At 43.1% G+C, this 25829-nt stretch carries 22 protein-coding genes, 1 pseudogene and 2 CRISPR repeat arrays; of the genes and pseudogenes, 12 read left to right on the top strand and 11 right to left on the bottom strand.

Annotation, left to right across the window (positions count from 1 at the left end; translation table 11 throughout):
- Positions 1 to 3 precede the first annotated feature (3 nt).
- The 4 genes from cas7c to cas2 are packed head-to-tail and all read left to right on the top strand — an operon-like array spanning position 4 to position 2850.
- Complete coding sequence (gene cas7c, locus RUMAL_RS05760) at positions 4 to 861, top strand: type I-C CRISPR-associated protein Cas7/Csd2 (RefSeq protein WP_013497834.1); 858 nt, start codon at positions 4 to 6, stop codon at positions 859 to 861.
- Between the two features lies 1 nt (position 862).
- Positions 863 to 1522, top strand: a complete 660-nt coding sequence (cas4, locus tag RUMAL_RS05765) for a CRISPR-associated protein Cas4 (RefSeq protein WP_013497835.1) — start codon at positions 863 to 865, stop codon at positions 1520 to 1522.
- Between the two features lies 1 nt (position 1523).
- Entirely contained in the window at positions 1524 to 2555 is a 1032-nt protein-coding gene (gene cas1c / locus RUMAL_RS05770; RefSeq protein ID WP_013497836.1) for a type I-C CRISPR-associated endonuclease Cas1c, read from the top strand.
- 4 nt (positions 2556 to 2559) lie between these two features.
- Positions 2560 to 2850, top strand: coding sequence for a CRISPR-associated endonuclease Cas2 (cas2, locus tag RUMAL_RS05775; protein ID WP_013497837.1), 291 nt, complete (start codon positions 2560 to 2562; stop codon positions 2848 to 2850).
- Between the two features lie 160 nt (positions 2851 to 3010).
- Positions 3011 to 7279: a CRISPR direct-repeat array (repeat unit 33 nt; unit sequence GTCTCTCCCCACACGGGGAGAGTGGATTGAAAT).
- 63 nt (positions 7280 to 7342) lie between these two features.
- On the opposite strand, the gene RUMAL_RS05780 is transcribed toward cas2, so the two are convergent.
- The 10 genes and pseudogenes from RUMAL_RS05780 to RUMAL_RS05820 form a co-directional block, all read right to left on the bottom strand.
- Positions 7343 to 7819 carry a hypothetical protein gene (locus RUMAL_RS05780; RefSeq protein ID WP_157865473.1) on the bottom strand — a complete coding sequence of 159 codons (477 nt, stop codon included), beginning with the start codon at positions 7817 to 7819 and terminating at the stop codon, positions 7343 to 7345.
- A 51-nt stretch (positions 7820 to 7870) separates the two neighbouring features.
- Positions 7871 to 9382: an IS66 family transposase gene (gene tnpC / locus RUMAL_RS05785; protein WP_013483805.1), complete on the bottom strand. Its 1512-nt coding sequence runs from the start codon at positions 9380 to 9382 to the stop codon at positions 7871 to 7873.
- Positions 9383 to 9474: 92 nt separating this feature from the next.
- Complete coding sequence (gene tnpB, locus RUMAL_RS05790) at positions 9475 to 9831, bottom strand: IS66 family insertion sequence element accessory protein TnpB (RefSeq protein WP_013483393.1); 357 nt, start codon at positions 9829 to 9831, stop codon at positions 9475 to 9477.
- Positions 9825 to 10142, bottom strand: a complete 318-nt coding sequence (gene tnpA, locus RUMAL_RS05795; RefSeq protein ID WP_013483496.1) for an IS66 family insertion sequence element accessory protein TnpA — start codon at positions 10140 to 10142, stop codon at positions 9825 to 9827. The genes tnpB (RUMAL_RS05790) and tnpA (RUMAL_RS05795) overlap by 7 nt, the downstream gene beginning before the upstream one ends.
- 252 nt (positions 10143 to 10394) lie before the next feature.
- Positions 10395 to 11258, bottom strand: coding sequence for an SUKH-3 domain-containing protein (locus tag RUMAL_RS05800; protein WP_028504470.1), 864 nt, complete (start codon positions 11256 to 11258; stop codon positions 10395 to 10397).
- Between the two features lie 51 nt (positions 11259 to 11309).
- Entirely contained in the window at positions 11310 to 11594 is a 285-nt protein-coding gene (locus tag RUMAL_RS05805) for an SOS response-associated peptidase family protein (protein WP_272868102.1), read from the bottom strand.
- A gap of 18 nt (positions 11595 to 11612) precedes the next feature.
- Positions 11613 to 11756: pseudogene (locus RUMAL_RS22920) on the bottom strand (BspA family leucine-rich repeat surface protein); the annotation flags it as partial.
- Positions 11757 to 11894: 138 nt separating this feature from the next.
- On the bottom strand, positions 11895 to 12839 hold the full coding sequence (locus RUMAL_RS20615) for a hypothetical protein (RefSeq protein ID WP_013497839.1): 945 nt from the start codon (positions 12837 to 12839) through the stop codon (positions 11895 to 11897).
- A 91-nt stretch (positions 12840 to 12930) separates the two neighbouring features.
- Positions 12931 to 13272, bottom strand: coding sequence for a hypothetical protein (locus RUMAL_RS05815; RefSeq protein ID WP_013497840.1), 342 nt, complete (start codon positions 13270 to 13272; stop codon positions 12931 to 12933).
- 113 nt (positions 13273 to 13385) lie between these two features.
- Positions 13386 to 14948 carry a hypothetical protein gene (locus RUMAL_RS05820; RefSeq protein ID WP_013497841.1) on the bottom strand — a complete coding sequence of 521 codons (1563 nt, stop codon included), beginning with the start codon at positions 14946 to 14948 and terminating at the stop codon, positions 13386 to 13388.
- Between the two features lie 225 nt (positions 14949 to 15173).
- Positions 15174 to 15742: a CRISPR direct-repeat array (repeat unit 33 nt; unit sequence ATTTCAATCCACTCTCCCCGTGTGGGGAGAGAC).
- Positions 15743 to 15926: 184 nt separating this feature from the next.
- Here RUMAL_RS05820 and tnpA (RUMAL_RS05825) point away from each other — a divergent pair.
- From tnpA (RUMAL_RS05825) to RUMAL_RS05845, 5 genes are all read left to right on the top strand, one after another.
- Positions 15927 to 16235 carry an IS66 family insertion sequence element accessory protein TnpA gene (tnpA, locus tag RUMAL_RS05825; protein ID WP_013497842.1) on the top strand — a complete coding sequence of 103 codons (309 nt, stop codon included), beginning with the start codon at positions 15927 to 15929 and terminating at the stop codon, positions 16233 to 16235.
- 3 nt (positions 16236 to 16238) lie between these two features.
- Positions 16239 to 16595: an IS66 family insertion sequence element accessory protein TnpB gene (tnpB, locus tag RUMAL_RS05830; RefSeq protein WP_013483393.1), complete on the top strand. Its 357-nt coding sequence runs from the start codon at positions 16239 to 16241 to the stop codon at positions 16593 to 16595.
- 92 nt (positions 16596 to 16687) lie between these two features.
- Positions 16688 to 18517 (top strand): IS66 family transposase, encoded by a 1830-nt coding sequence (gene tnpC, locus RUMAL_RS05835; RefSeq protein ID WP_050793267.1) that lies wholly within the window; start codon positions 16688 to 16690, stop codon positions 18515 to 18517.
- A 26-nt stretch (positions 18518 to 18543) separates the two neighbouring features.
- On the top strand, positions 18544 to 18726 hold the full coding sequence (locus RUMAL_RS05840) for a hypothetical protein (RefSeq protein WP_043550584.1): 183 nt from the start codon (positions 18544 to 18546) through the stop codon (positions 18724 to 18726).
- A gap of 209 nt (positions 18727 to 18935) precedes the next feature.
- A complete protein-coding gene (locus tag RUMAL_RS05845; RefSeq protein WP_013497843.1) occupies positions 18936 to 20507 on the top strand; it encodes an AAA family ATPase in 1572 nt (523 codons plus the stop codon).
- A 761-nt stretch (positions 20508 to 21268) separates the two neighbouring features.
- On the opposite strand, the gene RUMAL_RS05850 is transcribed toward RUMAL_RS05845, so the two are convergent.
- A complete protein-coding gene (locus RUMAL_RS05850; protein ID WP_013497844.1) occupies positions 21269 to 22846 on the bottom strand; it encodes an RICIN domain-containing protein in 1578 nt (525 codons plus the stop codon).
- Positions 22847 to 23498: 652 nt separating this feature from the next.
- Between RUMAL_RS05850 and RUMAL_RS21710 the strand changes: the two genes are divergently transcribed.
- The 3 genes from RUMAL_RS21710 to RUMAL_RS05860 are packed head-to-tail and all read left to right on the top strand — an operon-like array spanning position 23499 to position 25518.
- Positions 23499 to 23657 (top strand): hypothetical protein, encoded by a 159-nt coding sequence (locus RUMAL_RS21710; RefSeq protein WP_013497845.1) that lies wholly within the window; start codon positions 23499 to 23501, stop codon positions 23655 to 23657.
- Positions 23658 to 23666: 9 nt separating this feature from the next.
- Positions 23667 to 24386, top strand: coding sequence for an ATP-binding cassette domain-containing protein (locus RUMAL_RS05855; protein ID WP_013497846.1), 720 nt, complete (start codon positions 23667 to 23669; stop codon positions 24384 to 24386).
- A gap of 1 nt (position 24387) precedes the next feature.
- On the top strand, positions 24388 to 25518 hold the full coding sequence (locus RUMAL_RS05860) for a hypothetical protein (protein ID WP_037304971.1): 1131 nt from the start codon (positions 24388 to 24390) through the stop codon (positions 25516 to 25518).
- Positions 25519 to 25829: the final 311 nt, after the last annotated feature.

The raw sequence follows: 25829 nt of genomic DNA on the forward strand, positions 1-25829 counted from the left end.
AAAATGGCTGTACTTCAGAACAAGATAGATTTTTCGGTAATACTGACTGCTAAGAATGCAAATCCCAACGGTGACCCTCTCAATGGCAACCGCCCCAGAGAAAACTATGACGGTTTCGGCGAGATAAGCGATGTATGCATAAAGAGAAAGATACGCAACCGTTTGCAGGATATGGGCGAAAAGATATTCGTGCAGTCGGATGACAGGTGCGGAGATGGATTCAAGAGCCTGCATGACAGAGCTAAGGGATGCGAAACTCTTGCTGCACTGAGCAAGGCAAAGAATACTGACCGCGATGAATACGCAAAGGCAGCCTGTGCTGAATGGATAGATGTCCGCAGTTTCGGGCAGGTGTTCGCATTCAAGGGCGACTCTGTTTCTGTCGGAGTTCGCGGTCCTGTATCCATTCAGATGGCTGAAAGCATCTCGCCTGTGGATATAGTAAGTATGCAGATAACCAAAAGTGTCAACGGCGAAAGCGGAAAAGAAAGCAAAGCATCAGACACAATGGGCTCAAAGCACCGAGTTGACTTCGGTCTGTACGTTTTCCACGGCAGCATAAATGTTCAGCTTGCCGAAAAGACAGGCTTTACCGAAGAAGATGCCGAAAAAATACATGAAGCACTTGAAACACTGTTTGAAAACGACTGTTCCTCTGCAAGACCCGAGGGAAGTATGGAAGTTAGACGAGTTTACTGGTACAAACATGAATGCAAGACCCCTACGAACTCCTCAGCAAAAGTACATCGTCTGCTGAAAGTGACACTTAGGGACGGCATTGACAGACCAAAATGTTTTGAAGATTATGATATAACTCTTGATAAGCTGGAGGGACTTGACCCTGAGATATTCGAGGGCTGATATGTATAGCGAAGACGAATACCTGATGCTCTCGGGGATACAGCATTTCGTGTTTTGCAGAAGACAGTGGGCACTGATACATATCGAGCAGCAGTGGGAAGAAAACTACCGCACAGCTGACGGTCAGGTCATGCACAGAAATGTGCATGATGCTGATTTCCATGAAAAACGCGGCAATACGATCATCACAAGAGCTATGGCGGTGTCATCATCAAAACTTGGTATAAGCGGTGAATGTGATGTTGTAGAATTTCATGGCTGCAAAAACGGTATAGGGCTTTTCGGCGTAGAAGGCAGATATGAAGTCATACCAATTGAATACAAAAGAGGTTCTCCTAAAGAGAACGACAGTGATATTATGCAGCTGGCAGCACAGGCTATGTGTCTTGAAGAGATGCTTTGCTGTACTATAGATACAGGCTATCTCTATTATGGTGAAACACACAGACGTACAAAGGTAATTATAGATGCTGAACTTCGTGAACGTACTGAAAAAGCCATCGAAGAGATGCATGAACTATACCGAAAAAAGTATACTCCAAAAGTCAAACGTACAAAAGCCTGCAATGCCTGTTCGCTTAAAAATATCTGTCTGCCTGTGCTATGCTCTAAGAAAAGCGCAGCAGACTATATAAAAGATATGCTGGGAAAGGAGGAATGAAATGAGAAAACTGCTTAATACACTTTACATAACTTCTCCTGACAGATATCTTTCTCTTGATGGAGAAAATGTCGTGGTACAAGCTGATGGCAAGGAGATAGGAAGAGTACCGCTCCATAATCTTGAACGGATAATGACATTCGGATATACCGGCGCAAGCCCTGCGCTCATGGGTAAATGTGCTGCTAATGGAATCGAACTGATCTTTATGAGCGGGAGCGGAAAATTTCTTGCGAGGGTCGAGGGCGAGGTAAATGGAAACGTGCTGTTAAGGAGACAGCAGTACAGGTACGCTGATGAATCAAAAGTAAGTCTCGATATATCCAAAAACATAATTTGCGCCAAACTTTTCAACAGCCGATGGACTATCGAGCGCACGCTCAGAGATCACCCGATGCGTATAGATGCCGATAAATTCGATAACTGCTCACAGCAACTGAAAAAGTCGATAGATAATGCACGAAAAGCAGACGATATCGACACCCTTAGAGGTATCGAAGGTGAAGCAGCACAGATATATTTTTCAGTATTTGATGATATGATATTGCAGCAAAAGGACGACTTTTCATTTAAGACCAGAAATAAACGTCCGCCAAAAGATACTGTGAATGCTCTTCTTTCATTTGCATACTCGCTTGCTACAAGTATGTGTACATCTGCATTGGAAGCAGTTGGACTTGACCCTTACGTGGGTTTTATGCACACTGACCGTCCCGGAAGAAGATCGTTGGCTCTCGACTTAGTGGAGGAGATGCGATCGCCGCTGTGCGACAGATTTGTTCTGACTGTTATAAACAAAAAGATCATATCTGCTCACGATCTTGAAAAGCGTGAAGATGGCGCCGTGATCCTTACAGATAACGGAAGACGTGCGTTTATCACAGCCTGGCAGAAACGAAAAGACGATGAGCTGAAACACCCTTTTCTTGATGAAAAGATAGAATGGGGAACGGTTCCATACGCCCAGGCGCTTCTGCTGGCAAGATATATAAGAGGCGATCTCGACGCTTATCCTCCTTTTATGTGGAAGTGATATTATGCTGGTATTGATAACTTATGATGTCAGCACGGCAGACAATGCAGGAAAAAAACGCCTGCGTCGTGTTGCAAAACAATGTGTAAACTACGGAGTGCGAGTTCAGAATTCGGTTTTTGAATGTGAACTTGACCCTGCACAATGCAGACTTCTGAAACAAAAGCTAACTGAAGAAATAGATGAAACAAAAGATAGTTTGCGCTTCTACTATCTTGGCAATATCAAAAAAGCCAAGGTGGAACACGTCGGTTCAAAACAGACACTCAAAGTCGATGAGCCGCTAATTTTCTGATGCGAATCACAAGTTTCCATAAAACTTCAGGTGTATTCGCACCGAAATAATGTTCGTTTTTTCGTTATATTCAACTCTGCTGAATAAATGATGAAACGATTATTGTCAAAAATGTTCGATTCCGTAGCTGCTGATTTTTACGGAAATGTTCATTTTTGCTGTCTCTCCCCACACGGGGAGAGTGGATTGAAATTCGTCACAAGGTAGCAAGACTGCGTGTTGAGAAGTCTCTCCCCACACGGGGAGAGTGGATTGAAATTAGCATAGCCTTATCATTACAATTAAGTTTGCTAGTCTCTCCCCACACGGGGAGAGTGGATTGAAATTGTCCTGCAAGTATCTGTGCGGTCTGTGCTGTCTGGTCTCTCCCCACACGGGGAGAGTGGATTGAAATTGTGAGTTGTTGAGCCAAGGGTAGAGGTAATCCAGTCTCTCCCCACACGGGGAGAGTGGATTGAAATTGCAGACCAACGTTCTCGCGCTGTGCCTGTGCCAGTCTCTCCCCACACGGGGAGAGTGGATTGAAATCGACCTCTCACATAGCTATCTATGGTATCGCATAGTCTCTCCCCACACGGGGAGAGTGGATTGAAATTCGATACACTGCTTGATAATCTTACCGTGTTATGGTCTCTCCCCACACGGGGAGAGTGGATTGAAATTGCAGACCAACGTTCTCGCGCTGTGCCTGTGCCAGTCTCTCCCCACACGGGGAGAGTGGATTGAAATTGCCATTCAAGGTCAAAGTATATCGGATATTCAGTCTCTCCCCACACGGGGAGAGTGGATTGAAATATAGCGTGTGCCGTTCTGCTTTACCTTATCAACGGGTCTCTCCCCACACGGGGAGAGTGGATTGAAATGCAAGGGTGCGGATGATCTTCGTGGGTATCTGATGTCTCTCCCCACACGGGGAGAGTGGATTGAAATGACTGCACAGCCCATAAGTATCTCGGGGCAGTGAACGTCTCTCCCCACACGGGGAGAGTGGATTGAAATTGCGGCTTTGGTGCGCACCTAGAAAAAGGTGAAGGGTCTCTCCCCACACGGGGAGAGTGGATTGAAATAACGCTGTGATGATCTGCAGGATAACGCGGAAGTCGTCTCTCCCCACACGGGGAGAGTGGATTGAAATAGCGGTAGAATATCGCGGTTGATAGCCTCGATCGTCTCTCCCCACACGGGGAGAGTGGATTGAAATTATCGTCCAGAAAAACATAGCATAAGCCTGTGGCAGTCTCTCCCCACACGGGGAGAGTGGATTGAAATTCTCTGCCCTTAGGTTTGCAATAAACGTTTCCCGTCTCTCCCCACACGGGGAGAGTGGATTGAAATAAGATATCCCTGTATCTGATTTCCAAAGCTTACAGTCTCTCCCCACACGGGGAGAGTGGATTGAAATTATGCCCTCCCGCTTGGTGTGCTCTATCTTCCGCTTCGTCTCTCCCCACACGGGGAGAGTGGATTGAAATAGTTATATAATGCTTTGTGCCGTTCTTATCTTCGTCTCTCCCCACACGGGGAGAGTGGATTGAAATCATAGCGTAACAATTGCCGCTATCAAGCCCGCTATGTCTCTCCCCACACGGGGAGAGTGGATTGAAATAACCTTAGAGAACACGCCACCTTCGCCGAGGATGAGTCTCTCCCCACACGGGGAGAGTGGATTGAAATGTTAACAACAAGCACCGTTTTATCGTACTCAGGGTCTCTCCCCACACGGGGAGAGTGGATTGAAATGTGATACAAATCAACCACTTCGGAGGCGGTTATCGGTCTCTCCCCACACGGGGAGAGTGGATTGAAATTGTGTCTGACAGGTTGCGAGCCTGTTGTCACAGCAGGTCTCTCCCCACACGGGGAGAGTGGATTGAAATTTGTACGGTACCACATACGCGAAACCAAGTGTCTGTCTCTCCCCACACGGGGAGAGTGGATTGAAATTTGAAGTGAACATTTTTGAATAAATCGCGTTTGTAGTCTCTCCCCACACGGGGAGAGTGGATTGAAATAATTTCGTAGTGCTATCAGCGCAATAACTGTAACGTCTCTCCCCACACGGGGAGAGTGGATTGAAATTTGCATGAGTTTAAGAGGGAGCAAAAATAAATGACAGTCTCTCCCCACACGGGGAGAGTGGATTGAAATTCCGTAGAAAACATTGTAAAAATTTCGGGCGTGGCGTCTCTCCCCACACGGGGAGAGTGGATTGAAATCGCTTGCGCCTGTGCAAGTGCGTTTTGTGCCTTTTGTCTCTCCCCACACGGGGAGAGTGGATTGAAATAGCTAATGCTATATCGTAAGTTTGAGCCAACACTGTCTCTCCCCACACGGGGAGAGTGGATTGAAATACAACGGTGTGTTTGTTTTTCCCCCGAATTTGATAGTCTCTCCCCACACGGGGAGAGTGGATTGAAATACTAGCAATATGACAACGGAAGAAACCGTAAACCGTCTCTCCCCACACGGGGAGAGTGGATTGAAATTGTTTACATACGCATTATATCACATATTTGCCCGGTCTCTCCCCACACGGGGAGAGTGGATTGAAATTCTTAACGCGTCCATTTCTTCCGCTGTCGCGCCCGTCTCTCCCCACACGGGGAGAGTGGATTGAAATTATCGTGTACGATATTTTCCGTATCGGAAATCTTGTCTCTCTCCACACGGGGAGAGTGGATTGAAATACTTAACGCGGCTTGATACTGTTCGGGTGTCAAGTCTCTCCCCACACGGGGAGAGTGGATTGAAATGACCGTCCAATTATTTTCTTTCATAGCCTTTTCGTCTCTCCCCACACGGGGAGAGTGGATTGAAATGATAACCCACAAACTTTTAATATATCTATAATTTGTCTCTCCCCACACGGGGAGAGTGGATTGAAATACGTTCACACCCCCACAAATGAATTTTTGTAGTGTCTCTCCCCACACGGGGAGAGTGGATTGAAATTGTGTTCACGCCCGCTTTTTCCATTTGTGCAATTAGTCTCTCCCCACACGGGGAGAGTGGATTGAAATGTATGATTGCACATAAAACGTGTGGAAAAATTGTTGTCTCTCCCCACACGGGGAGAGTGGATTGAAATGTCCACGCGGTTGTGAATGTGGTTTTAAACCACGTGTCTCTCCCCACACGGGGAGAGTGGATTGAAATTCCGCCAACACTGCATAATGTTCTGGCGAAAGAAGTCTCTCCCCACACGGGGAGAGTGGATTGAAATTTTGCTTCTGCGCTGTTTTCGCCGTACTGTTCAGGTCTCTCCCCACACGGGGAGAGTGGATTGAAATATAAACGGTCCAGACGTATCCTTAAAATGGCAGAGTCTCTCCCCACACGGGGAGAGTGGATTGAAATCATTGGGAATCATCTCCTTTGCAAAAATGGGTTAGTCTCTCCCCACACGGGGAGAGTGGATTGAAATTCTTCTGTTTTCATGCCATGTTTGTTGGATATTGTCTCTCCCCACACGGGGAGAGTGGATTGAAATTTTGCAGTTGAGTTCCAGTGCCTTGCGTACCCGGGTCTCTCCCCACACGGGGAGAGTGGATTGAAATTTAAAACATTTCGGGCAGAAAAAACTTAGAGTTGTGTCTCTCCCCACACGGGGGGAGTGGATTGAAATTGCTATGCCCTCAAATGTTTTCGCACGATTTCTAGTCTCTCCCCACACGGGGAGAGTGGATTGAAATATTGGATTTACCGTCAAGCATATCTGCTTTCGGGTCTCTCCCCACACGGGGAGAGTGGATTGAAATTCTGAACCGCCTCCGCCTGTGCCATCGCCATAAGGTCTCTCCCCACACGGGGAGAGTGGATTGAAATTTTATGAACTTAAACAATCCCCAAAAGTTGTCCGCAGTCTCTCCCCACACGGGGAGAGTGGATTGAAATGACCAGTCTGTACCGTTTGAACACAGGTCTATCGTCTCTCCCCACACGGGGAGAGTGGATTGAAATAATATGTATATTGCTCGCGCTTGATGAATCTACGCCGTCTCTCCCCACACGGGGAGAGTGGATTGAAATAGCAGTTACTACGCCGCCCGAAGTTACGGTTGCGTCTCTCCCCACACGGGGAGAGTGGATTGAAATATCAACGGTTAGTGTCATAGTGCTGTTACCGTTGTCTCTCCCCACACGGGGAGAGTGGATTGAAATAATAATATATATCCTGGACTAACTGAGGTTCAGGGTCTCTCCCCACACGGGGAGAGTGGATTGAAATTCTCTAACCCAGCTCAGAAGTTCAAAAAGACAAAGGTCTCTCCCCACACGGGGAGAGTGGATTGAAATAAATCAGCTATGCCCGATGTGGTATTGTAGCCTGGTCTCTCCCCACACGGGGAGAGTGGATTGAAATATTCGTCCGCCCCCTCGATGATTAGTGTGCAACGTCTCTCCCCACACGGGGAGAGTGGATTGAAAGTAAGCGTATAACCCCCCGCATCATAAAAGCAAACAGCCGGGCAGATAACACCCGGCCGTAACATCATATTCTGGCTTTGATTTCTCCATTTCTCTTTGCGTCCATGTATATTTCTTTGAAATCAGCTTTGCTGTTCGGACCGAATATGATCGGCATAACAGATACCAGGCCATCGGAAATGATCGCATTTTTAAATGGCAGAAGCGCTGCATCAAGCAAAGTTGGCATCGGTGCATTTCTCAGCATTTCCTCCCAACTGCTGACAATGCCGTTTACAAGAAAAACAGAATTGTCATCGATCGATATAAATACCGATCCCTTTTTCCAATGTCGCTCAATGATAAATCTGCCGGTGATGCACCCTTTCCAGCTTTTAAGTATCTCCATGTGTTCTTCGGGCAGATCCGATCGCTCAAGATAATCATCAATGATCCATGTCCGTTCCCATAAAAAGTGGGCAACCTCCGCAGCGTCCTGTGGGTCGATCATTCCTTGCCCGAAATAATCTTCCTCAGGAAGTATATGATATTCTCTGTTCACATAGTCAAGCAGTGGAAAAACAGTTCATAAAACAGCTTTGCATCTTCATTACTAAGTTTCATTTTCTTCCCTCCATGGTAATAATATCGTCCCCGCAGGCTGTGAAAACAGCTCGGTCAGGTATTTCTCAGCATCAACACCGTTCGCCTGTGCAGTTGAAATGATCGAATACAGCGTTGCACTTGATCTGGCTCCGTTTGCTGTATTTGAAAACAGCCAATTTTTTCGGCCTAACGCAAACGGTCTTATTGCGTTTTCGGCTCTGTTGTTGTCGATAGGCACGTCTCCGTTTTCAAGAAACGTGTAAAGATATTTCCGTTCATTCAACGCATATCTTACTGCATCTGTCAGCTTGCCCTTACCACTGACCTGAACATTTTCAAGCCACGCAAAAAACTCGTCAAGCAAAGGCTTTACCTTCACAAGGCGCTGTTTATATCTGTATTCTGTGGAGCTGTCGGCAAGCAGATTTTCTTCGTGATATATCTTGTTGAAATATTCTACTGCCTTTGCCGCAACAGAAGTGCTGTGCAGCTTTTGGTCGTTCGGAAGAGCCTGAATAAAACCACGCCTTGCATGAGTCATACAGCCGCATCGCTTAGCACCCTCGACTGCATTGTAGGCATCGTATCCGTCACAGATAAGATAGCCGATAAATCCTTTCAGGAAATTCGAGGCGTGCTCACCCTTTCGTGTCGGCTGATAATCGAAAATGATGATGCTCCTGTCATTCATTTTGCCGTTGCAGTAGACCCACATTCTTGATGTCGTGGTAGGCTTTCGGCCTTCCTCGTGAAGCACCTGAACGGTCGTTTCATCGGCATGGATCATCTGCCCTGCGATAAGCATCTCATGCATTTTCTCCACAATCGGCAAACACCATTTTTCGGCAGCAGTGCCTACCCAATTAGACATAGTCGCTTTGAGCAGAGGTATGTTTTTGGAATTAAAGTCCTTTTCCTGACGGTGCAGAGGTACTGACTTTGCATATTTTTCGTAGATGATATGAGCCAGAAGTTCGGGAGAGCAATAGCTTCCCGGGATCATAGCGTGAGGATATGGCGCACGGATGATATGACAAGGTTCGTCCCTTTCTTCGGGCTTTTCTCCGCACTCGGGACACTTGTACTTATGTACTATATGCCTGCGGATATGATATTTTGGCGGCGTAAATATAAGTTCATCGTAAGCCTTTTCGGGAGTCAGTTCTTCCATTTCGGCGCCGCATATTTCGCATACCGGGTTGTCAATTTTGTGATGTTCTTCTTTTACAGGCAGATTGTTCATCCATTCATCGTGAGTGCGTTTTTTCTTGCGCTTGTGTTCGGGAACAGTAATTGTTTCGGCAGATTTAGCTGCGGATTTTTCTTCATTGTTTCCGAACATGGAAAGCTGAACACCGAACTCCTTTTCCATAACAACAGATGTCTGCTCTGTTTTTCTTCCGAATATCTGCTTTCTGAACCACGCTAACTGCTGATTGGCAAGTGCTAGTTCTTCCTTGAGAACAGCGTTTTCATTACGGAGCGATACAATTTCCGATGTCATATTTGGTTCGGACATAAAGCACCCCTCCGTTCGTGATGATACTTTAATGATACCACGAAAAGAGGGGCTTTTCAAGCACATATTCTGAATATTCGGTAAGTATTGCCTTAATACAGCGCCCCCGGCTTTCCCTCACGGATAGCCTTCGGCTGCTCTATTTTCAAGCCTTCCAGAAGCCAGCGAATTTGCTGAGATGTGAGCATTACTGCTTCGGTCTCACTGCGCGGCCACTGGAATCTTCCGTTGTCAAGGCGCTTGTACAACAGCAGAAAACCATCGCCCTCCCACAGCAGACCTTTGATGCGGTCACAACGTCTGCCGCAGAACAAAAACAATGCTTTCGAGAACGGGTCAAGTCGAAGCTGAGCCTGAACGATAGTCGCAAGTCCGTCTATCCCGCGTCGAAGGTCGGTGTATCCCGTAACAAGATAGACCTGTGCGTCCGCTGCCAGATCATTCAGCATAGCTCATGCACCAAAGCGGTCAGAGTGTCCGCAGATATATCTGCCGGAAGAGATATTTGAAGTCCGTTTTTCTCAATGCGGATATTTTCGTTTGAGCAAGGAACTGATACAGGAACGATGGTCGGAGAATTTTCGATATACTTTTCACGAACTTTTCTTAGGCGGTTGTAATACGTGTTTGGCTTGATCCCTTTTTCTTTGCACCATTCCCGGATCGTCAGACCGCTTGCCTGCTGTGCTTTGATCTGCGCAGACCATTCCTGAAGCTGCATTTCTTTTTTGATTGTTGTGATGGATGTTGTTTTGTCCATACCTGTTACCTCCTTGTCTAATCGTCTCCAATGAACTCCATGGATCAATTTGGATTATTCAATTTACTTCATGGTGTTCCTTGGAGTTTATTATACTTTATTAGACTTCGGTGGGGTAGGTGCTGGGGGTTATACGCTTACACACTAACAATCCAAAAGCACCGATGTCGTGAAGATATCGGTGCTTTTACTATAATTATTTCTATTTCACTGTCGTTCACTTAACTCTAAACCTTTTGAAATTGTCCTGCATCAAAAACCGTTTCGATTTATCAGCAGGTAGTATATAAATAAATACAGATCATCCGTCACATAGAACATTTCTCTGGTGAACTCATACTGTGCGTAAAATTTACCGCTCTCGCTTATGAAGAAGTTTGCCTCTCTTTTTGCAGCAATAGTCAGCAGATCCTCGCCTATTTCATTTTGGAATTCTTTCGGATCTTTCATTCTTTTATTAGGGTAAAATCCTACATAGCAATCATCATCTGATTTAGGGATCCAGATCCTATATTTACCGATAGGGATCACCTCAAAGAATTTATTTGCTGCAGGGAAAAATGAAAATCCAAGCTCCCTGTATTTTTCTTCAATAGGCGCAGTATCAATGATCTTATCAGGATCCCAACCGTGTCTTTCAAGACTGGTATATATCCTGTCGTTCAGTATCGGAACGATCTCTTTTTCACCATTAAGAATACTCTCAACTATCTTTTCATAGTCTGTACCGAGGTATGTTCCGTCATCAAGATAAAACTCACCGTTCTCATTGATGAGTATGAATCTAAAAAAAGCTTTCTTTAGGTAAACTACAGCAGCAGGCAAATATTTTATACCGTTGTCTTTTACAAGTTTACGAACTGCTTCTTCAAGACGAATTCCGTTAAGATGAAGATTTGTATCATCATACTCAAAAGAACCACATGTTACGCCATTGTGATCGCTTAAATACCTTATAAAATGATACTCCTTATAAAACTGCATTGCCGCATCAAAAACAGGGATATCATTAAAATGCTTCTCTAATCCTTCACAAAAAACATTGAAATGTTTTTCATAACGTGGACTGTGTCTATACTGATCATCTATTATAATACTCATTTCTGAACCTTTCATATTATGTTTGTGCTCTGCGAATGTACGTGTCTCTTTAGATCCAGCGTATTGTTATATTTGCATAAACGAAGGAAGTGGTTCAGGATAGTCCTTTGCCTTTTCCATAATCATCTTTGTCAAAGCCTTTTTCATAATACTATTCGGATCACCGTTTGGACGAATCCAGTCTCTCAAACTATCTTTACCAAGTATCAAAGGCATCCGATCATGAATACTGCTTACAGGATCGACTGCTTCTCTTGTAAGCACAGTGAACATCGGTATCTGAATACCTCTATGCTCTTCAAAGCGGTACAATCCTGCCAGGTATGTTATTTCCGTTCCTTCTGGTTGTATCGCATACTTTGAAGCCTATCACTTTATAGTAACAATCCCGGCATGTTTGATAGCATTTTCAGTATCCCATACGCCACCGACCCTTGCAGCGATAGCTACCTTGTAAGTCTTGCCGGGGGTGAGATTTTTGGGAGATGTGTAAACTGTATCTGTGATATTCCTAGCTGTATTCGACTTTTATGTTTGTTGGGATGTAAGTGCATCATCTTCTTTATCAACGTTATGGTGATTGTAGATGTTTTAGCCACTGTTTTCGATAACTGCAAATACACCGTTTCAGCTGAAAAACTATATGTATTTCTATTCTTTAATTTCAGTCAGAGAATTAATAATATCATCTGTAAGCTGTATCTGTTCTTCGTTTGATAATTTATAAGATGTACGAATGACCATCGTTCCAACTATCGTATATGACCCGGAATACAAAAGAGTTCCATCAAATTGAGATAGATAATCACATCTCTTTAAAGCATCATCAAGTGTTGCATATACTTCGACCGAGCCTCCTCCGTCAACACCTTTGTGTGCAGCATCTATTCCATTGACATCAGATACGGCAATATTATCAACGGTAAAATATACACAGCTTGTATATCCTCCTTCTTCTCCCAGTAGCTTATTGGGATCATAATATGTTGTTACAGCCTTTGTCGAAGTGATTGATTCTACATCTTTCAATCTTTCATAAATAAAATCTTTTGAAGGGGCTGTTATTTGTTCCGAGACTATATAAAGCTGTGAAATGTCATTTATATTATCAGAGATCTTTGATATTTCATCTATCAGCTTTTCTTCCGTGAACGATGTTTCATCAAGTACATATAATTCACTATCGTTTATAGTTTTATATTCAGGTATATCTTTAATAAAATCAAGAGAAGTCTTTTCTTTCAAGGAATTATAATCATTAACAAGGTCGTTATAATTGTTTACTATCGTGTCATAAGCTGTTTCACATATCGGTAAATAGCTTTCTTCCAATTTTTTAGTCTCAGTATTGATTTTTTTCACATCATTGGATATTACAGAAATATCATCATTTGATTTTCTGTACTCATCAAAATTTCTGTTGATTTCGGATCTGTGTTCAATATTATGCACTTCGCTAAACACATTAAATCTATCTACATCAGCAATAAAATTATTGATCTTATCTGCATTTGTATTATACTTTTTTACTGCATTATCATATATATCACAATAAGACAAATAGTCTTTTTCAAAAGTAGCAAGTTCTTTATTCAAAGCGTCATTTTTCCTTTTTGATGATAATAGTATGACTATTAAAGTAATGATAATAAACACACAAATGATGACAAAAAATAATGTACGTTTGTTATCCAATATAATCTTTAAGCGATTTTTCAAGTTCATTGATAGCACCTTCACAAATTCTCTGATTTACAATACCTTCTTTGGCATAAATTGATATCAATAGTTGTTCGTTGTATAAATGGATCGCAGCTTTTGCATCGCTTTTTTTCATAAAACCGGATCTTATAAAAGCAACATATACTTTGTTCTCCAAATCCTCAAATATAATGTTACCTTTTACTATAAGGATATCTCTGATTTTTAGAAAAGAAAGACCTGTTACTGCAAAGGTATAATTCATGATTTTATCTTTTTCAACGAGAGTATGTGCCGACAAAATATCATCAAGATCTTGAAGATTCATAGTGTTTCTCCTTTGGTTTAACATAGCAGTCACATAATCAATTATGCTGTGATACAAGTAGGGTTATGGACATATGGTAAATAACCAACATATGAAGATGTAAATGAATACGACTAATGGAGAAAGACAACACCATTTAATTCTTCTAAAAGAGATGCTCTCATTTCGTCCTCTGTTGGTACCTTAACTTTAGGTCTTTTCTTTACTTCTTTTTCAAATAATGGCTCAAGTAAATCATCTGCAAATTTAGAACGATCATTGCTTTGATACATTTTTTCAAAAACGTCTTCATCAAGTTTATTGCTTAATTCTTTGGCTATATTGGTAGCTTCGGATTCAGTAACAATATATTCTTCACATTTATCTGCAAATTTATTTTGAATGATTTCATACATTTCGTCGGCATCGTCATCGGTAATATAATCCGCAATTGCATCGGCAGCTATAGATGCTCCACCGCCTATAAGAACAGATCCGATAATAGCACCTGGTAGCGTTCCGACGCCGGGAACGACTAAACTCCCTATAATACCACCAGCATAACCACCGGCTGCTCCAGCTACGGTGGAAACACCTGCAACAGCAAAGTTCTTGATAAATTGTTTTTTAGAAATCTTACCATTGAATAGTTTCACTCCATCAGGCACAGTAAAAACGATTAGAGAAACTGTATCAACAAGTGCATTAGAACTGATGAGTTCGACAGCAGCCTTTTTAGCGGCTGTTTTGCCAAGACTTTCCGCGCCTTCTTCGATTAATTCCTTCTCCATGGTTTTTGTTAAAGTCTTTGCGAAATCATCACCTAAAGCATCAACCAGAGCCGTTGCAGAGGGTCTAAAAACATTTTTGACATTTGTTTTCGCTAATTGTCCTGCAATAACAGCCGTAGCAAATTGCATTCCGCCTGCTTTAAGACCGTCAATTGCAGAATCCTTTATTGCATCACTATATTCTTCTCCGCTATTTACCCTTACAGCAAAATTAAGGAGTGTATCAATACCAAATGCAGCAGAAGAAGATACAATGCCATTAGTAGCATCGTATTTAAGCGAATCTATATTTCCTGCTTTTGCAATATTTACTGCCTGTTTATAAGTCAGATTACCTTTTCTGACGATACGTTCAGCTTCCTCTGGATCGGTAATACCCGGGACAGAACCATTCTTGATTTTTTCTTTCATGAGATCAACAGCATTGTCATATTGATCTTTAGGAACCTCGATTTGCATAGGTTTTCCATCAGAATCAAAATATCTAAATATCTCTTCCTCATCAAAACATGCATTGATACTGGCGGGAGCAGATTGATAATACTTATCCTGAATAAAAATATTCTCACCTGTTTTTTGTATTATTATACGATCAGCACCATTTTTAACATTATTATCACCAATTACAATAGCATTGGATCCTTTAATTTTATCAATAAGGTTATTGCCTCTTTCAGCAGCAAAACCATGACCTTGAGCAGCCGTAAATTTTCTTTGAGCTCTTACATCTGCTCCTGTCATACGGTTAGCTATTACAATGCTCGTTATATCAACATTGTCGCTAATATCAACCGTATAATTATCGTTAGGAAGTGAAGATGATTCTTCTTGAGCAAAAACTGCTAACTGTGAATTTTGTAAAAGAATAGAACAAGAGAGAATAATACTAATTATACGTTTATTCATAGGTTTATCCTCCTCCCATATGTTTTTAATTACAATTCACCGTCACAATCATCAATATCCTTGTTTATGATTATAGCACAATTTGTGCAATATGTCAAGTGAGGCTATACAAAATTGAGCAATCCATATTATATTTAAAGAATGATCAATGAACGAAGATCAAGCCATGAATACCGTATCCTCAACGTATTTGACGATGTTGTCATTACGATTAGACATTCAGATATTTCAATCCACTCTCCCCGTGTGGGGAGAGACATTTTGGCGAAAGTCAGACAACAAGGCGAGTAAAATTTCAATCCACTCTCCCCGTGTGGGGAGAGACCCTTGACAGATATCAACTCACGTTCGGTCTTGTTGCATTTCAATCCACTCTCCCCGTGTGGGGAGAGACTTGTATACCCTCGCAACGTGCGAGGGATACGGCATTTCAATCCACTCTCCCCGTGTGGGGAGAGACAGCATGGGGTTACGATATGTTAATTGCATTACTGATTTCAATCCACTCTCCCCGTGTGGGGAGAGACAAAAGGTTATAGCCCACAAAGATGAGATAATCGAATTTCAATCCACTCTCCCCGTGTGGGGAGAGACGAAGGATGATCCCGATTGCAAGTACTGCATTTGGATTTCAATCCACTCTCCCCGTGTGGGGAGAGACCAATGGGACTGAACAAATGTATTTTTCTTGGGAATTTCAATCCACTCTCCCCGTGTGGGGAGAGACAGAGTCGCAGTTTGGCAACAAAGACCATAGTGGCATTTCAATCCACTCTCCCCGTGTGGGGAGAGACAAGAGATCGGCGGCAATTCGGAAACTGTATGCGTATTTCAATCGTAAGCGTATAACCCCCAGCACCTACCCCACCGAAGTCTAATAAAGTATAATAAACTCCAAGGAACACCATGAAGTAAATTGAATAATCCAAATTGATCCATGGAGTTCATTGGAGACGATTAGACAAGGAGGTAACAGGTATGGACAAAACAACATCCATCACAACAATCAAAAAAGAAATGCAGCTTCAGGAATGGTCTGCGCAGATCAAAGCACAGCAGGCAAGCGGTCTGACGATCCGGGAATGGTGCAAAGAAAAAGGGATCAAGCCAAACACGTATTACAACCGCCTAAGAAAAGTTCGTGAAAAGTATATCGAAAATTCTCCGACCATCGTTCCTGTATCAGTTCCTTGCTCAAACGAAAATATCCGCATTGAGAAAAAACGGACTTCAAATATCTCTTCCGGCAGATATATCTGCGGACACTCTGACCGCTTTGGTGCATGAGCTATGCTGAATGATCTGGCAGCGGACGCACAGGTCTATCTTGTTACGGGATACACCGACCTTCGACGCGGGATAGACGGACTTGCGACTATCGTTCAGGCTCAGCTTCGACTTGACCCGTTCTCGAAAGCATTGTTTTTGTTCTGCGGCAGACGTTGTGACCGCATCAAAGGTCTGCTGTGGGAGGGCGATGGTTTTCTGCTGTTGTACAAGCGCCTTGACAACGGAAGATTCCAGTGGCCGCGCAGTGAGACCGAAGCAGTAATGCTCACATCTCAGCAAATTCGCTGGCTTCTGGAAGGCTTGAAAATAGAGCAGCCGAAGGCTATCCGTGAGGGAAAGCCGGGGGCGCTGTATTAAGGCAATACTTACCGAATATTCAGAATATGTGCTTGAAAAGCCCCTCTTTTCGTGGTATCATTAAAGTATCATCACGAACGGAGGGGTGCTTTATGTCCGAACCAAATATGACATCGGAAATTGTATCGCTCCGTAATGAAAACGCTGTTCTCAAGGAAGAACTAGCACTTGCCAATCAGCAGTTAGCGTGGTTCAGAAAGCAGATATTCGGAAGAAAAACAGAGCAGACATCTGTTGTTATGGAAAAGGAGTTCGGTGTTCAGCTTTCCATGTTCGGAAACAATGAAGAAAAATCCGCAGCTAAATCTGCCGAAACAATTACTGTTCCCGAACACAAGCGCAAGAAAAAACGCACTCACGATGAATGGATGAACAATCTGCCTGTAAAAGAAGAACATCACAAAATTGACAACCCGGTATGCGAAATATGCGGCGCCGAAATGGAAGAACTGACTCCCGAAAAGGCTTACGATGAACTTATATTTACGCCGCCAAAATATCATATCCGCAGGCATATAGTACATAAGTACAAGTGTCCCGAGTGCGGAGAAAAGCCCGAAGAAAGGGACGAACCTTGTCATATCATCCGTGCGCCATATCCTCACGCTATGATCCCGGGAAGCTATTGCTCTCCCGAACTTCTGGCTCATATCATCTACGAAAAATATGCAAAGTCAGTACCTCTGCACCGTCAGGAAAAGGACTTTAATTCCAAAAACATACCTCTGCTCAAAGCGACTATGTCTAATTGGGTAGGCACTGCTGCCGAAAAATGGTGTTTGCCGATTGTGGAGAAAATGCATGAGATGCTTATCGCAGGGCAGATGATCCATGCCGATGAAACGACCGTTCAGGTGCTTCACGAGGAAGGCCGAAAGCCTACCACGACATCAAGAATGTGGGTCTACTGCAACGGCAAAATGAATGACAGGAGCATCATCATTTTCGATTATCAGCCGACACGAAAGGGTGAGCACGCCTCGAATTTCCTGAAAGGATTTATCGGCTATCTTATCTGTGACGGATACGATGCCTACAATGCAGTCGAGGGTGCTAAGCGATGCGGCTGTATGACTCATGCAAGGCGTGGTTTTATTCAGGCTCTTCCGAACGACCAAAAGCTGCACAGCACTTCTGTTGCGGCAAAGGCAGTAGAATATTTCAACAAGATATATCACGAAGAAAATCTGCTTGCCGACAGCTCCACAGAATACAGATATAAACAGCGCCTTGTGAAGGTAAAGCCTTTGCTTGACGAGTTTTTTGCGTGGCTTGAAAATGTTCAGGTCAGTGGTAAGGGCAAGCTGACAGATGCAGTAAGATATGCGTTGAATGAACGGAAATATCTTTACACGTTTCTTGAAAACGGAGACGTGCCTATCGACAACAACAGAGCCGAAAACGCAATAAGACCGTTTGCGTTAGGCCGAAAAAATTGGCTGTTTTCAAATACAGCAAACGGAGCCAGATCAAGTGCAACGCTGTATTCGATCATTTCAACTGCACAGGCGAACGGTGTTGATGCTGAGAAATACCTGACCGAGCTGTTTTCACAGCCTGCGGGGACGATATTATTACCATGGAGGAAGAAAATGAAACTTAGTAATGAAGATGCAAAGCTGTTTTATGAACTGTTTTTTCCACTGCTTGACTATGTGAACAGAGAATATCATATACTTCCTGAGGAAGATTATTTCGGGCAAGGAATGATCGACCCACAGGACGCTGCGGAGGTTGCCCACTTTTATGGGAACGGACATGGATCATTGATGATTATCTTGAGCGATCGGATCTGCCCGAAGAACACATGGAGATACTTAAAAGCTGGAAAGGGTGCATCACCGGCAGATTTATCATTGAGCGACATTGGAAAAAGGGATCGGTATTTATATCGATCGATGACAATTCTGTTTTTCTTGTAAACGGCATTGTCAGCAGTTGGGAGGAAATGCTGAGAAATGCACCGATGCCAACTTTGCTTGATGCAGCGCTTCTGCCATTTAAAAATGCGATCATTTCCGATGGCCTGGTATCTGTTATGCCGATCATATTCGGTCCGAACAGCAAAGCTGATTTCAAAGAAATATACATGGACGCAAAGAGAAATGGAGAAATCAAAGCCAGAATATGATGTTACGGCCGGGTGTTATCTGCCCGGCTGTTTGCTTTTATGATGCGGGGGGTTATACGCTTACGTTAGTGTTTTGATCCTTCTATGGCAATAACCATACAATTCGGGTGGGCGGTATTTTCTTGCGGAAAAATGAAGTACATACCTATTGATTTTCACACTCGACTGTGCTATAATAAATCAAAGACCGATGAAAGGAGCCTTGACGAATGGGTATGCTGCTGAATCCGAGTGCGGAAAGTTACCGAATGGCGGTTAATTCAAAGATATACATTGATAAATCAATGCTGATCTCTGTAATGAATGAGTGCATAAATACATCTCAGCGGTTTGTATGTGTGAGCCGTCCCCGCAGGTTCGGAAAATCTATCACTGCTGATATGCTTTGTGCGTATTACGGTCAGGAGGATACCGACAGTCTGTTCAGGACTCTGAAGATATCGGGTTCTCCCGACTACAAAAAATATCTCAATAAGTTTCAGGTCATACATCTGAATATGATCAATTTTATGGATAAACATGACTCTCTTGAAGGCTCACTGGATTATCTTCAGAAGAGACTTCTCCATGAATTGAAGTCACAGTTCAGCGGCGTTGACTGCTTTGACTGGAACGACTTACCCTCTGTTCTGGAGGATATCTACAATGCTGTTCATGTGAAGTTTGTATTTGTTATCGATGAGTGGGACTGTATTTTCCGCAGGAACAAGAATGATACCGAAAATCAGACTCTTTATCTTGATTTTTTGCGCAGTCTTCTGAAAGACAAGGTGTATGTTGCACTTGCATATATGACAGGTATCCTGCCAATAAAGAAGTATGGCGAGCATTCAGCACTCAATATGTTCAAGGAGATATCTGTAGCCGATGCAGGTGTTTATGCCGAATATACAGGCTTTACCGAAGAGGAAGTCAGGGAGCTTTGCGGCAAGTATGAAATGGACTTCGATGAGGTCAAGCGCTGGTATGATGGATACAATGTCAATGATGTATCGATATACAATCCGAAGTCCGTTGTCGAGGCAATGCTGAGCAAGGAGTTAGGCAACTATTGGACGCAGACAGAGACTTACGAGGCGTTGAAAGAATATATCCAAGCGAATTTTGACGGTTTGCGTGACAAGGTGGTACAGCTTATTGCAGATGAGCCAGTGAAGGTAAATATTCTTAAATTCCAGAACGATATGACAAATTTCAGTTCTGCTGATGATGTGCTGACACTTTTGATACATCTGGGATATCTGACCTACAATAAGGCAGACAGAAGTTGCTATATCCCAAATGAGGAAGTACGGCAGGAATTCATCAACTGCATTGAGGATGGCGGTTGGGAGAATGTCATGTCAGCAATTAGAAGTTCGGAAAGACTGTTGGAAGATACGCTGAAAGGCAATGAAAAGGCAGTCAGTGATGCACTTCGTGAGCTGCATTATCAGAACACTTCGCTGCTGACATACAACAATGAAAATTCTCTGAGCTGTCTTCTGAGCCTTGCATTTTATTCTGCTAAGAAGTATTATACTATTTTCAGAGAGCTGGAAACAGGCGAGGGTTTTGCAGATCTGGTGTTTATCCCATTGAAGCATTCTGACAAACCTGCGATGCTGGTTGAGTTGAAATATGATAGATCCGCCGACACAGCGATCCGTCAGATAAAAGAAAAACGCTACCATGGCGCGTTGACAGAATATCTTGATAAGCTGATCATCGTGGGCATAAACTATGATAAAAATACCAAGGAGCATACTTGCAGGATAGAACGCTTTAATGCCGAAAAATAGGGATTATAAGCCTATAACATCTCGCATCAAACGCACATCAAATTCGCATCAAATGGTTTCATCCTATGTGAAATAATAAAAGCCTATGATTATGTTCGATATCACTTATTTTCCCGAAAAACAGGGACATAGAAAAAAATAAAGAGACATGGAAATCGGGCGGATTATTCCCGACGATGAAGTCCATCGACTGAAAAACGTTGTAATAGCGTAAGGCTTGAGGTCGCTGAGGCGGTTTTTACGACCATCTTACGACCGGTTTAAAGAGAACGCATTTGATATTGTAAATAAAGATACCGAAGCTGACTGTAATAGTTGGCTTCGGTTTTTGCTTTAGTATCAGATCGTAAGCACAAATAGCTGAGATTTTTGAAGAATCATAATTATTTCTTCGGCAATAATATAATTTGACCGTTTTAGGCTAGTGGCTTGATAATAACATAATACCGTACTGCTGACGTTTCTCCATATAGAGAATCTCGAAGGCAAAATAACGCTCATATAGCTGACCCCAAAATTTGCCCCGATCTGGCCCCAAATTTTATTTTTTATAACGAGTTATGTAGAAATTGCGTGAAAAAGGCAGGTGCCGAAAACGCTGTAATACAGAGGCTTTGAAGGGTTATGGAGATTTGCGTTTATTTGCCCGGAGATTTCCCGACAAAGAAGAGCCCGGCACTACCTTTTCAGGTCTGTGCCAGGCTCGTTTTCTTGTTGGGGCTTGCAACAGCCCCGATGTCATTTGGTGTAGTTATAATAACTTAAAAACCAGAGCAATTGCCGGACAGCTTAGCGCCGCCGATGTTGTTCTTGCCGTTCTTGGAAGTGCAGCTGATTATCTTAGCCACACCGAAAGTTACCTTGTAACCCAGTGCGGAAGGAGTGCCGCTTGCAGGCCAGTTGAAGTTGTACTTCTTGTTGCTGTCGCCTGTGCAGTTCTCCATAGTTACAACACCGTTCTGGTTGTTTCTGTCAAAGCCCGAAGCGTAGTTGCCCTTAGCAGTGCAGCCTTTGAGAACGTGGTTGAGGGGATCGAGGTGAGCCTTTTCACCGCTGGTCTTGTTGTCAACGCCGCCCATCTTGAAGCCGTTGCCGTCACCGTAGATGCCGTCGCAGTAGCCGTTGTAGTTAGCCTGGCAGTTAACGAGGGTAACTGCGCCGTGAGCAGCATAGCAGTCCCAGCCGTCGTCGCTGTTGTAGTCAGCGATGCAGTTCTCGTAATAGTTGCCTGTGCCCGAATGCAGCTTGTTTGCGAATCCGTCAGCATTCTCGCCCTTAGCATCTGCATTGTGGTGAGAATGGCAGCTGTAGAACTTGTTGTTTGAACCGCCGTTGCATACCTGGAAGCCTGCATCCTTGTTATAGCAAGCCTCAACGTTCTTGAAGGTGTTGTTGGAGCCTGTGATGTACAGACCGTTATCGGAAGCGTTCTTTATGCAAACGTTCTGTACGGTACTGCCGTTGCCCTCGAAAGTAAGACCTCTGCCGTTGCCGCCCGAAGTAGACGAGAAGTCGATGACAGCGGAGTTCTTGCCTGAGATGTTAACGCCTGCGGGTACCTTTACAGCGCCCGACTTTACTGTGCCGTTGATGACAACGGTATCGCCCTTTTTAGCCTTGCTGAGTGCAGACGAAAGGGAGGTGCCGCCGTTCTTTACTTCAAGGGAAGAACCCGAAGAAGATGAACTGCCTGAAGATGAAGAACTGCTGCCTGAAGATGATGAGCTGCTGCTTGAAGAAGATGAACTGCTCGACGAAGAGCTGCCCGAAGATTTGCTTGCACCTGCAGAAGTAGACTCAAACTTGAACTGCTGGCAGGCGAGTCCGTTATAAGTCCACTGATTGATGTTGCCGTTATCGGAGGTTGACCAGCCGTAAACATCTACCGCTTTGGATTCGCCGCTGTTTTCGGTCTTAAGGCAGTAAACGCCGGAAGAACTCTTGACTACCTTGAATTTCTGAGCGTTAGCGCCGTTGGCAGACCACAGGCGGATATTGGCTCCATCGGTGTTAGCGCCATTCTCAACATCGAGCATACGTCCGCCTTTCAGACCGCTTCTGATAGTGATAACGTTATTGCCGAGATTGGTGACATACCACTTCTGGTTATTGCCGCCGTTGCCCTTATACTGGATAACGTTGGAACCATCGGCATCTTTTTTGCCCGATACATCGAGGTATTTCTGGCTGTTGACGTTTTTGATATAATACCAGCCATCGGAGATGTAATTGGATGCTGCGAACGCATTCAGCGGTACAGCGGTGGTCAGTGCGGATACAGCAATACCAACAGCTGCAACCGCAGAAGTTAATTTTTTTGCAATACTAAATCTTGACATTTTAAATTCTCCTATAAAGTCTTGGGGACATTTCATTTCGCGAAAAGAAACTTTCATGTTGCGCAGATTTGTAATTACAAGAAAAATTATATATCTTAACCAATTATTTTTCAATGGACAAAACGTGAATGAATATTTCAAAATCGGATAAATACTCGTTATTGTGTTATATTCTGTTCAAATTTGATTGAAAGATTTTATAAGTTAAGAATAATTTAAAATGAGTTTATATTATATGTTCAATTAATGATAACGAAAGTATCAGAAAATTTGCGTACAAATGCAGCGGCTGTTACACCTTTTTTTGAAAGAATATTTGATAACCGCTTGACGGCGGGTAGTAATTTGTATTATATTATCCATAGCGGATCACATGACCTTCTGTTGCCTTTTGTGTAGCAACTTAACTGTAACACAGGTTCATGCTGGTTCGCTATCTTTTTTCTTAATTTGTCTCACATCTATTGTGATCCTACAATTCTTGTCGTGCTTATTCTTGAATTACATATTGACAAGAAGCGTTTAATATGTTAAAATTAATTTTGCATTTATATAATAATGATTGAAAAAAACTTTAGGCTGACTGCTGTTGTTACTACAAGTGTATGTAAAAAGGCTGATCATAAAAGATTCAAAAAAAGGAGATATTATCATGAACAGACATATCATTATCAGGGCTGTATTAGCGGCAATATGGGTTATAGTGGGTATTGTTGTACTTATAAAAGGACAGATGACATCAGGACTGATATCATTGGCGATGGGTGCTGCTTTCGGATTCAGTGCTTTCTCTATGTCAAGAAAAAAGTAAGGAGATACCATGGCTGATCTTCTTCAACTGGCTGAACTTAAAGCCTGGTATGACCCTGAAAAACAAGTCCTTAAAGGACTTGATCTTATCCTGGAAGAACACAGTGTCATCGGACTTATAGGTCTTAATGGTGCAGGAAAAACTACCCTTATGAACGTTCTATGCGGACTTCACACGGGTTTTTCAAGTAATGAGCTAAAATTTTCAGGTAAAAATTTCAGTTTCAAGGACAAGGAATTCAAAGAGCAGAGATATATAGTATTCTCGGAAGACGAGTCCTTTGGATATTTCTCATTTGATGAGTATATCGCTTATGTATTCGGCTGTTATAACAAAAAGCCCGATAAAACATATATTGATGAACTGGTGGAAAAGTTCGGTTTTGGTGATTACCGAAGTACTTTTATAAAAGACCTCTCCCTAGGCAACCGCAGAAAGGTGTATCTCATCACGGGTTTTGCCCTGAAGCTGCCATTGCTGCTGCTTGATGAACCTGTCAATGGTCTGGATTTCAACAGTACTGAAGCCCTTTATGATCTTATTGCAGGGTACAAGAAGTTCGGTACAGTGCTGTTTTCTTCCCACATACTGGAAAGTGTTACCCTGACCTCAGATAAGGTATTGGTGCTGGAAAACGGAATAATTGCCAGAACTTACTCAGGCAGTGATATTACTACTGAAAATATCAGGGATTCGCTGGAGAAAGCGAGCGTGGTGAAAGATGTTTAAAATGTTGTCACGCAAGTTGCTGGGTGAAAAATACCGCAGTTCACTGCAAAATGTTCTTATCTCAGTTTTTGTCGCGTACGGGCTTTATTCGCTGGACAAACAGATACCGCTTTCAAAAAAAGTACTTGTGCTGACAATAATTGTTTATTCAGGGACACTGATAATTCAGGCACTTGGTTCAGCTGACAATGCAAAAGTACTGCATGGGCTTTTTGCCATGCCCTGTAATGAACGACGGACCCTCGGAGAATACACTTTGGTGATAGGTCTTTATGTCCTAACCTCAAAGGTATCACTGCTGGCGGCACTTTTATTCGCATTCACAAAAATGACGGTTTACAGCTGTGCACTTTTACTGCTTGCTTTTCTGCTTGCACTTTTCGGAGGAATGGCTACGTTCGGACACTTTAAGAAAAGACCGTATATCTCGGTATTGTACGTAGCTGCAGGTATAGCTATGGCTTTTTTTCTGCCTGACGGGAAAGCTGCGGTCATAGCTTTGACGGCTGCAGATGTTATCTTTGGAGGGACACTGTTTTTCCTCAGAATGGAAGACTTTCGCGTTTGTCCAACGGCAGGCAGGAGAAGGAAAACGGTTGCCGCAAAAAAGCCGACATTTCTTATATTGCGCTATCTGTGGAGATATATGCTTGAGAAAAAGGCCTATATTTTCTCGACCTTGTTCATTATTGGATTTGCGGTGTTTTTCTCACGGAATGCAGAAAATATGGGATTAAAGATCGCCTGTGGCATGGGTATGGCAGCTATCTCAATAAACTCACCTGTTTCCACTATGGTAAGTGCGAACAGAGGTCTTGACCGTAAGCTGGATGCTCTTCCGTCCAAGACTGAAAGATTTTTTATTCCTTTCGGCGGAGTGCTGTTCTGTTTTTATCTGCTGTGCTTCGGGCTGTTTCTGACAGCTTTCCACGTTGCAGGAGGCAACGTTGGAATAAGGTATCTTGTACTTGCACCGGTATTTGCAGCTGAGGGTGCTTTATTTACATCATTTCTTGAAAACAGATACCCGATAAAAAACTGGAAGACTGAAGCAGACCTGACACATAATCCCAGAAAATATATATTGCCTATAGCACTGATGGCAGAGGCGGCTATAGTTGGGTTTATCTGAATAATGACCGAACGGTATTATTAATACAACATATACATTTAGGGGCTGTTGCAACAGCCCCATTTTTTCTTTTATCACTGCCACCGTTAAGATAGCGATAAAATTCTTTGTATTACCTCTTCTTCAAATTCTTGGTGGATTCAGTGCAGTTAAAAAAATATCCTGTTTCTCACGGATCAGAACACGTTTCTTTTCATTATCTGAGTTTCTCGCCTGCTTTAAATGTTTTCGGGTAAGCATAGTTTTCTTGACTGAGATTTGATCTCATGATATACTTTATTTCGGAAAATTTCTATTCTATTGTGACCGAT

The organism is Ruminococcus albus 7 = DSM 20455 (genome assembly GCF_000179635.2).
GTDB lineage: Bacteria > Bacillota > Clostridia > Oscillospirales > Ruminococcaceae > Hominimerdicola > Hominimerdicola alba.

Coding starts and splice junctions, on each gene's coding strand:
- RUMAL_RS05845 (WP_013497843.1), top strand. CDS start 18,936: ATGGGTATGCTGCTGAATCCGAGTGCGGAAAGTTACCGAATGGCGGTT.
- tnpA (WP_013483496.1), bottom strand. CDS start 10,142: ATGGACAAAACAACATCCATCACAACAATCAAAAAAGAAATGCAGCTT.
- RUMAL_RS05815 (WP_013497840.1), bottom strand. CDS start 13,272: ATGAATCTTCAAGATCTTGATGATATTTTGTCGGCACATACTCTCGTT.
- tnpB (WP_013483393.1), top strand. CDS start 16,239: ATGCTGAATGATCTGGCAGCGGACGCACAGGTCTATCTTGTTACGGGA.
- RUMAL_RS05860 (WP_037304971.1), top strand. CDS start 24,388: ATGTTGTCACGCAAGTTGCTGGGTGAAAAATACCGCAGTTCACTGCAA.
- cas2 (WP_013497837.1), top strand. CDS start 2,560: ATGCTGGTATTGATAACTTATGATGTCAGCACGGCAGACAATGCAGGA.
- tnpB (WP_013483393.1), bottom strand. CDS start 9,831: ATGCTGAATGATCTGGCAGCGGACGCACAGGTCTATCTTGTTACGGGA.
- cas7c (WP_013497834.1), top strand. CDS start 4: ATGGCTGTACTTCAGAACAAGATAGATTTTTCGGTAATACTGACTGCT.
- RUMAL_RS05850 (WP_013497844.1), bottom strand. CDS start 22,846: ATGTCAAGATTTAGTATTGCAAAAAAATTAACTTCTGCGGTTGCAGCT.
- cas4 (WP_013497835.1), top strand. CDS start 863: ATGTATAGCGAAGACGAATACCTGATGCTCTCGGGGATACAGCATTTC.
- tnpC (WP_050793267.1), top strand. CDS start 16,688: ATGTCCGAACCAAATATGACATCGGAAATTGTATCGCTCCGTAATGAA.
- RUMAL_RS05855 (WP_013497846.1), top strand. CDS start 23,667: ATGGCTGATCTTCTTCAACTGGCTGAACTTAAAGCCTGGTATGACCCT.
- cas1c (WP_013497836.1), top strand. CDS start 1,524: ATGAGAAAACTGCTTAATACACTTTACATAACTTCTCCTGACAGATAT.
- tnpC (WP_013483805.1), bottom strand. CDS start 9,382: ATGTCCGAACCAAATATGACATCGGAAATTGTATCGCTCCGTAATGAA.
- RUMAL_RS05800 (WP_028504470.1), bottom strand. CDS start 11,258: ATGAAAGGTTCAGAAATGAGTATTATAATAGATGATCAGTATAGACAC.
- RUMAL_RS05820 (WP_013497841.1), bottom strand. CDS start 14,948: ATGAATAAACGTATAATTAGTATTATTCTCTCTTGTTCTATTCTTTTA.
- RUMAL_RS05840 (WP_043550584.1), top strand. CDS start 18,544: ATGCTGAGAAATGCACCGATGCCAACTTTGCTTGATGCAGCGCTTCTG.
- tnpA (WP_013497842.1), top strand. CDS start 15,927: ATGGACAAAACAACATCCATCACAACAATCAAAAAAGAAATGCAGCTT.
- RUMAL_RS21710 (WP_013497845.1), top strand. CDS start 23,499: ATGAACAGACATATCATTATCAGGGCTGTATTAGCGGCAATATGGGTT.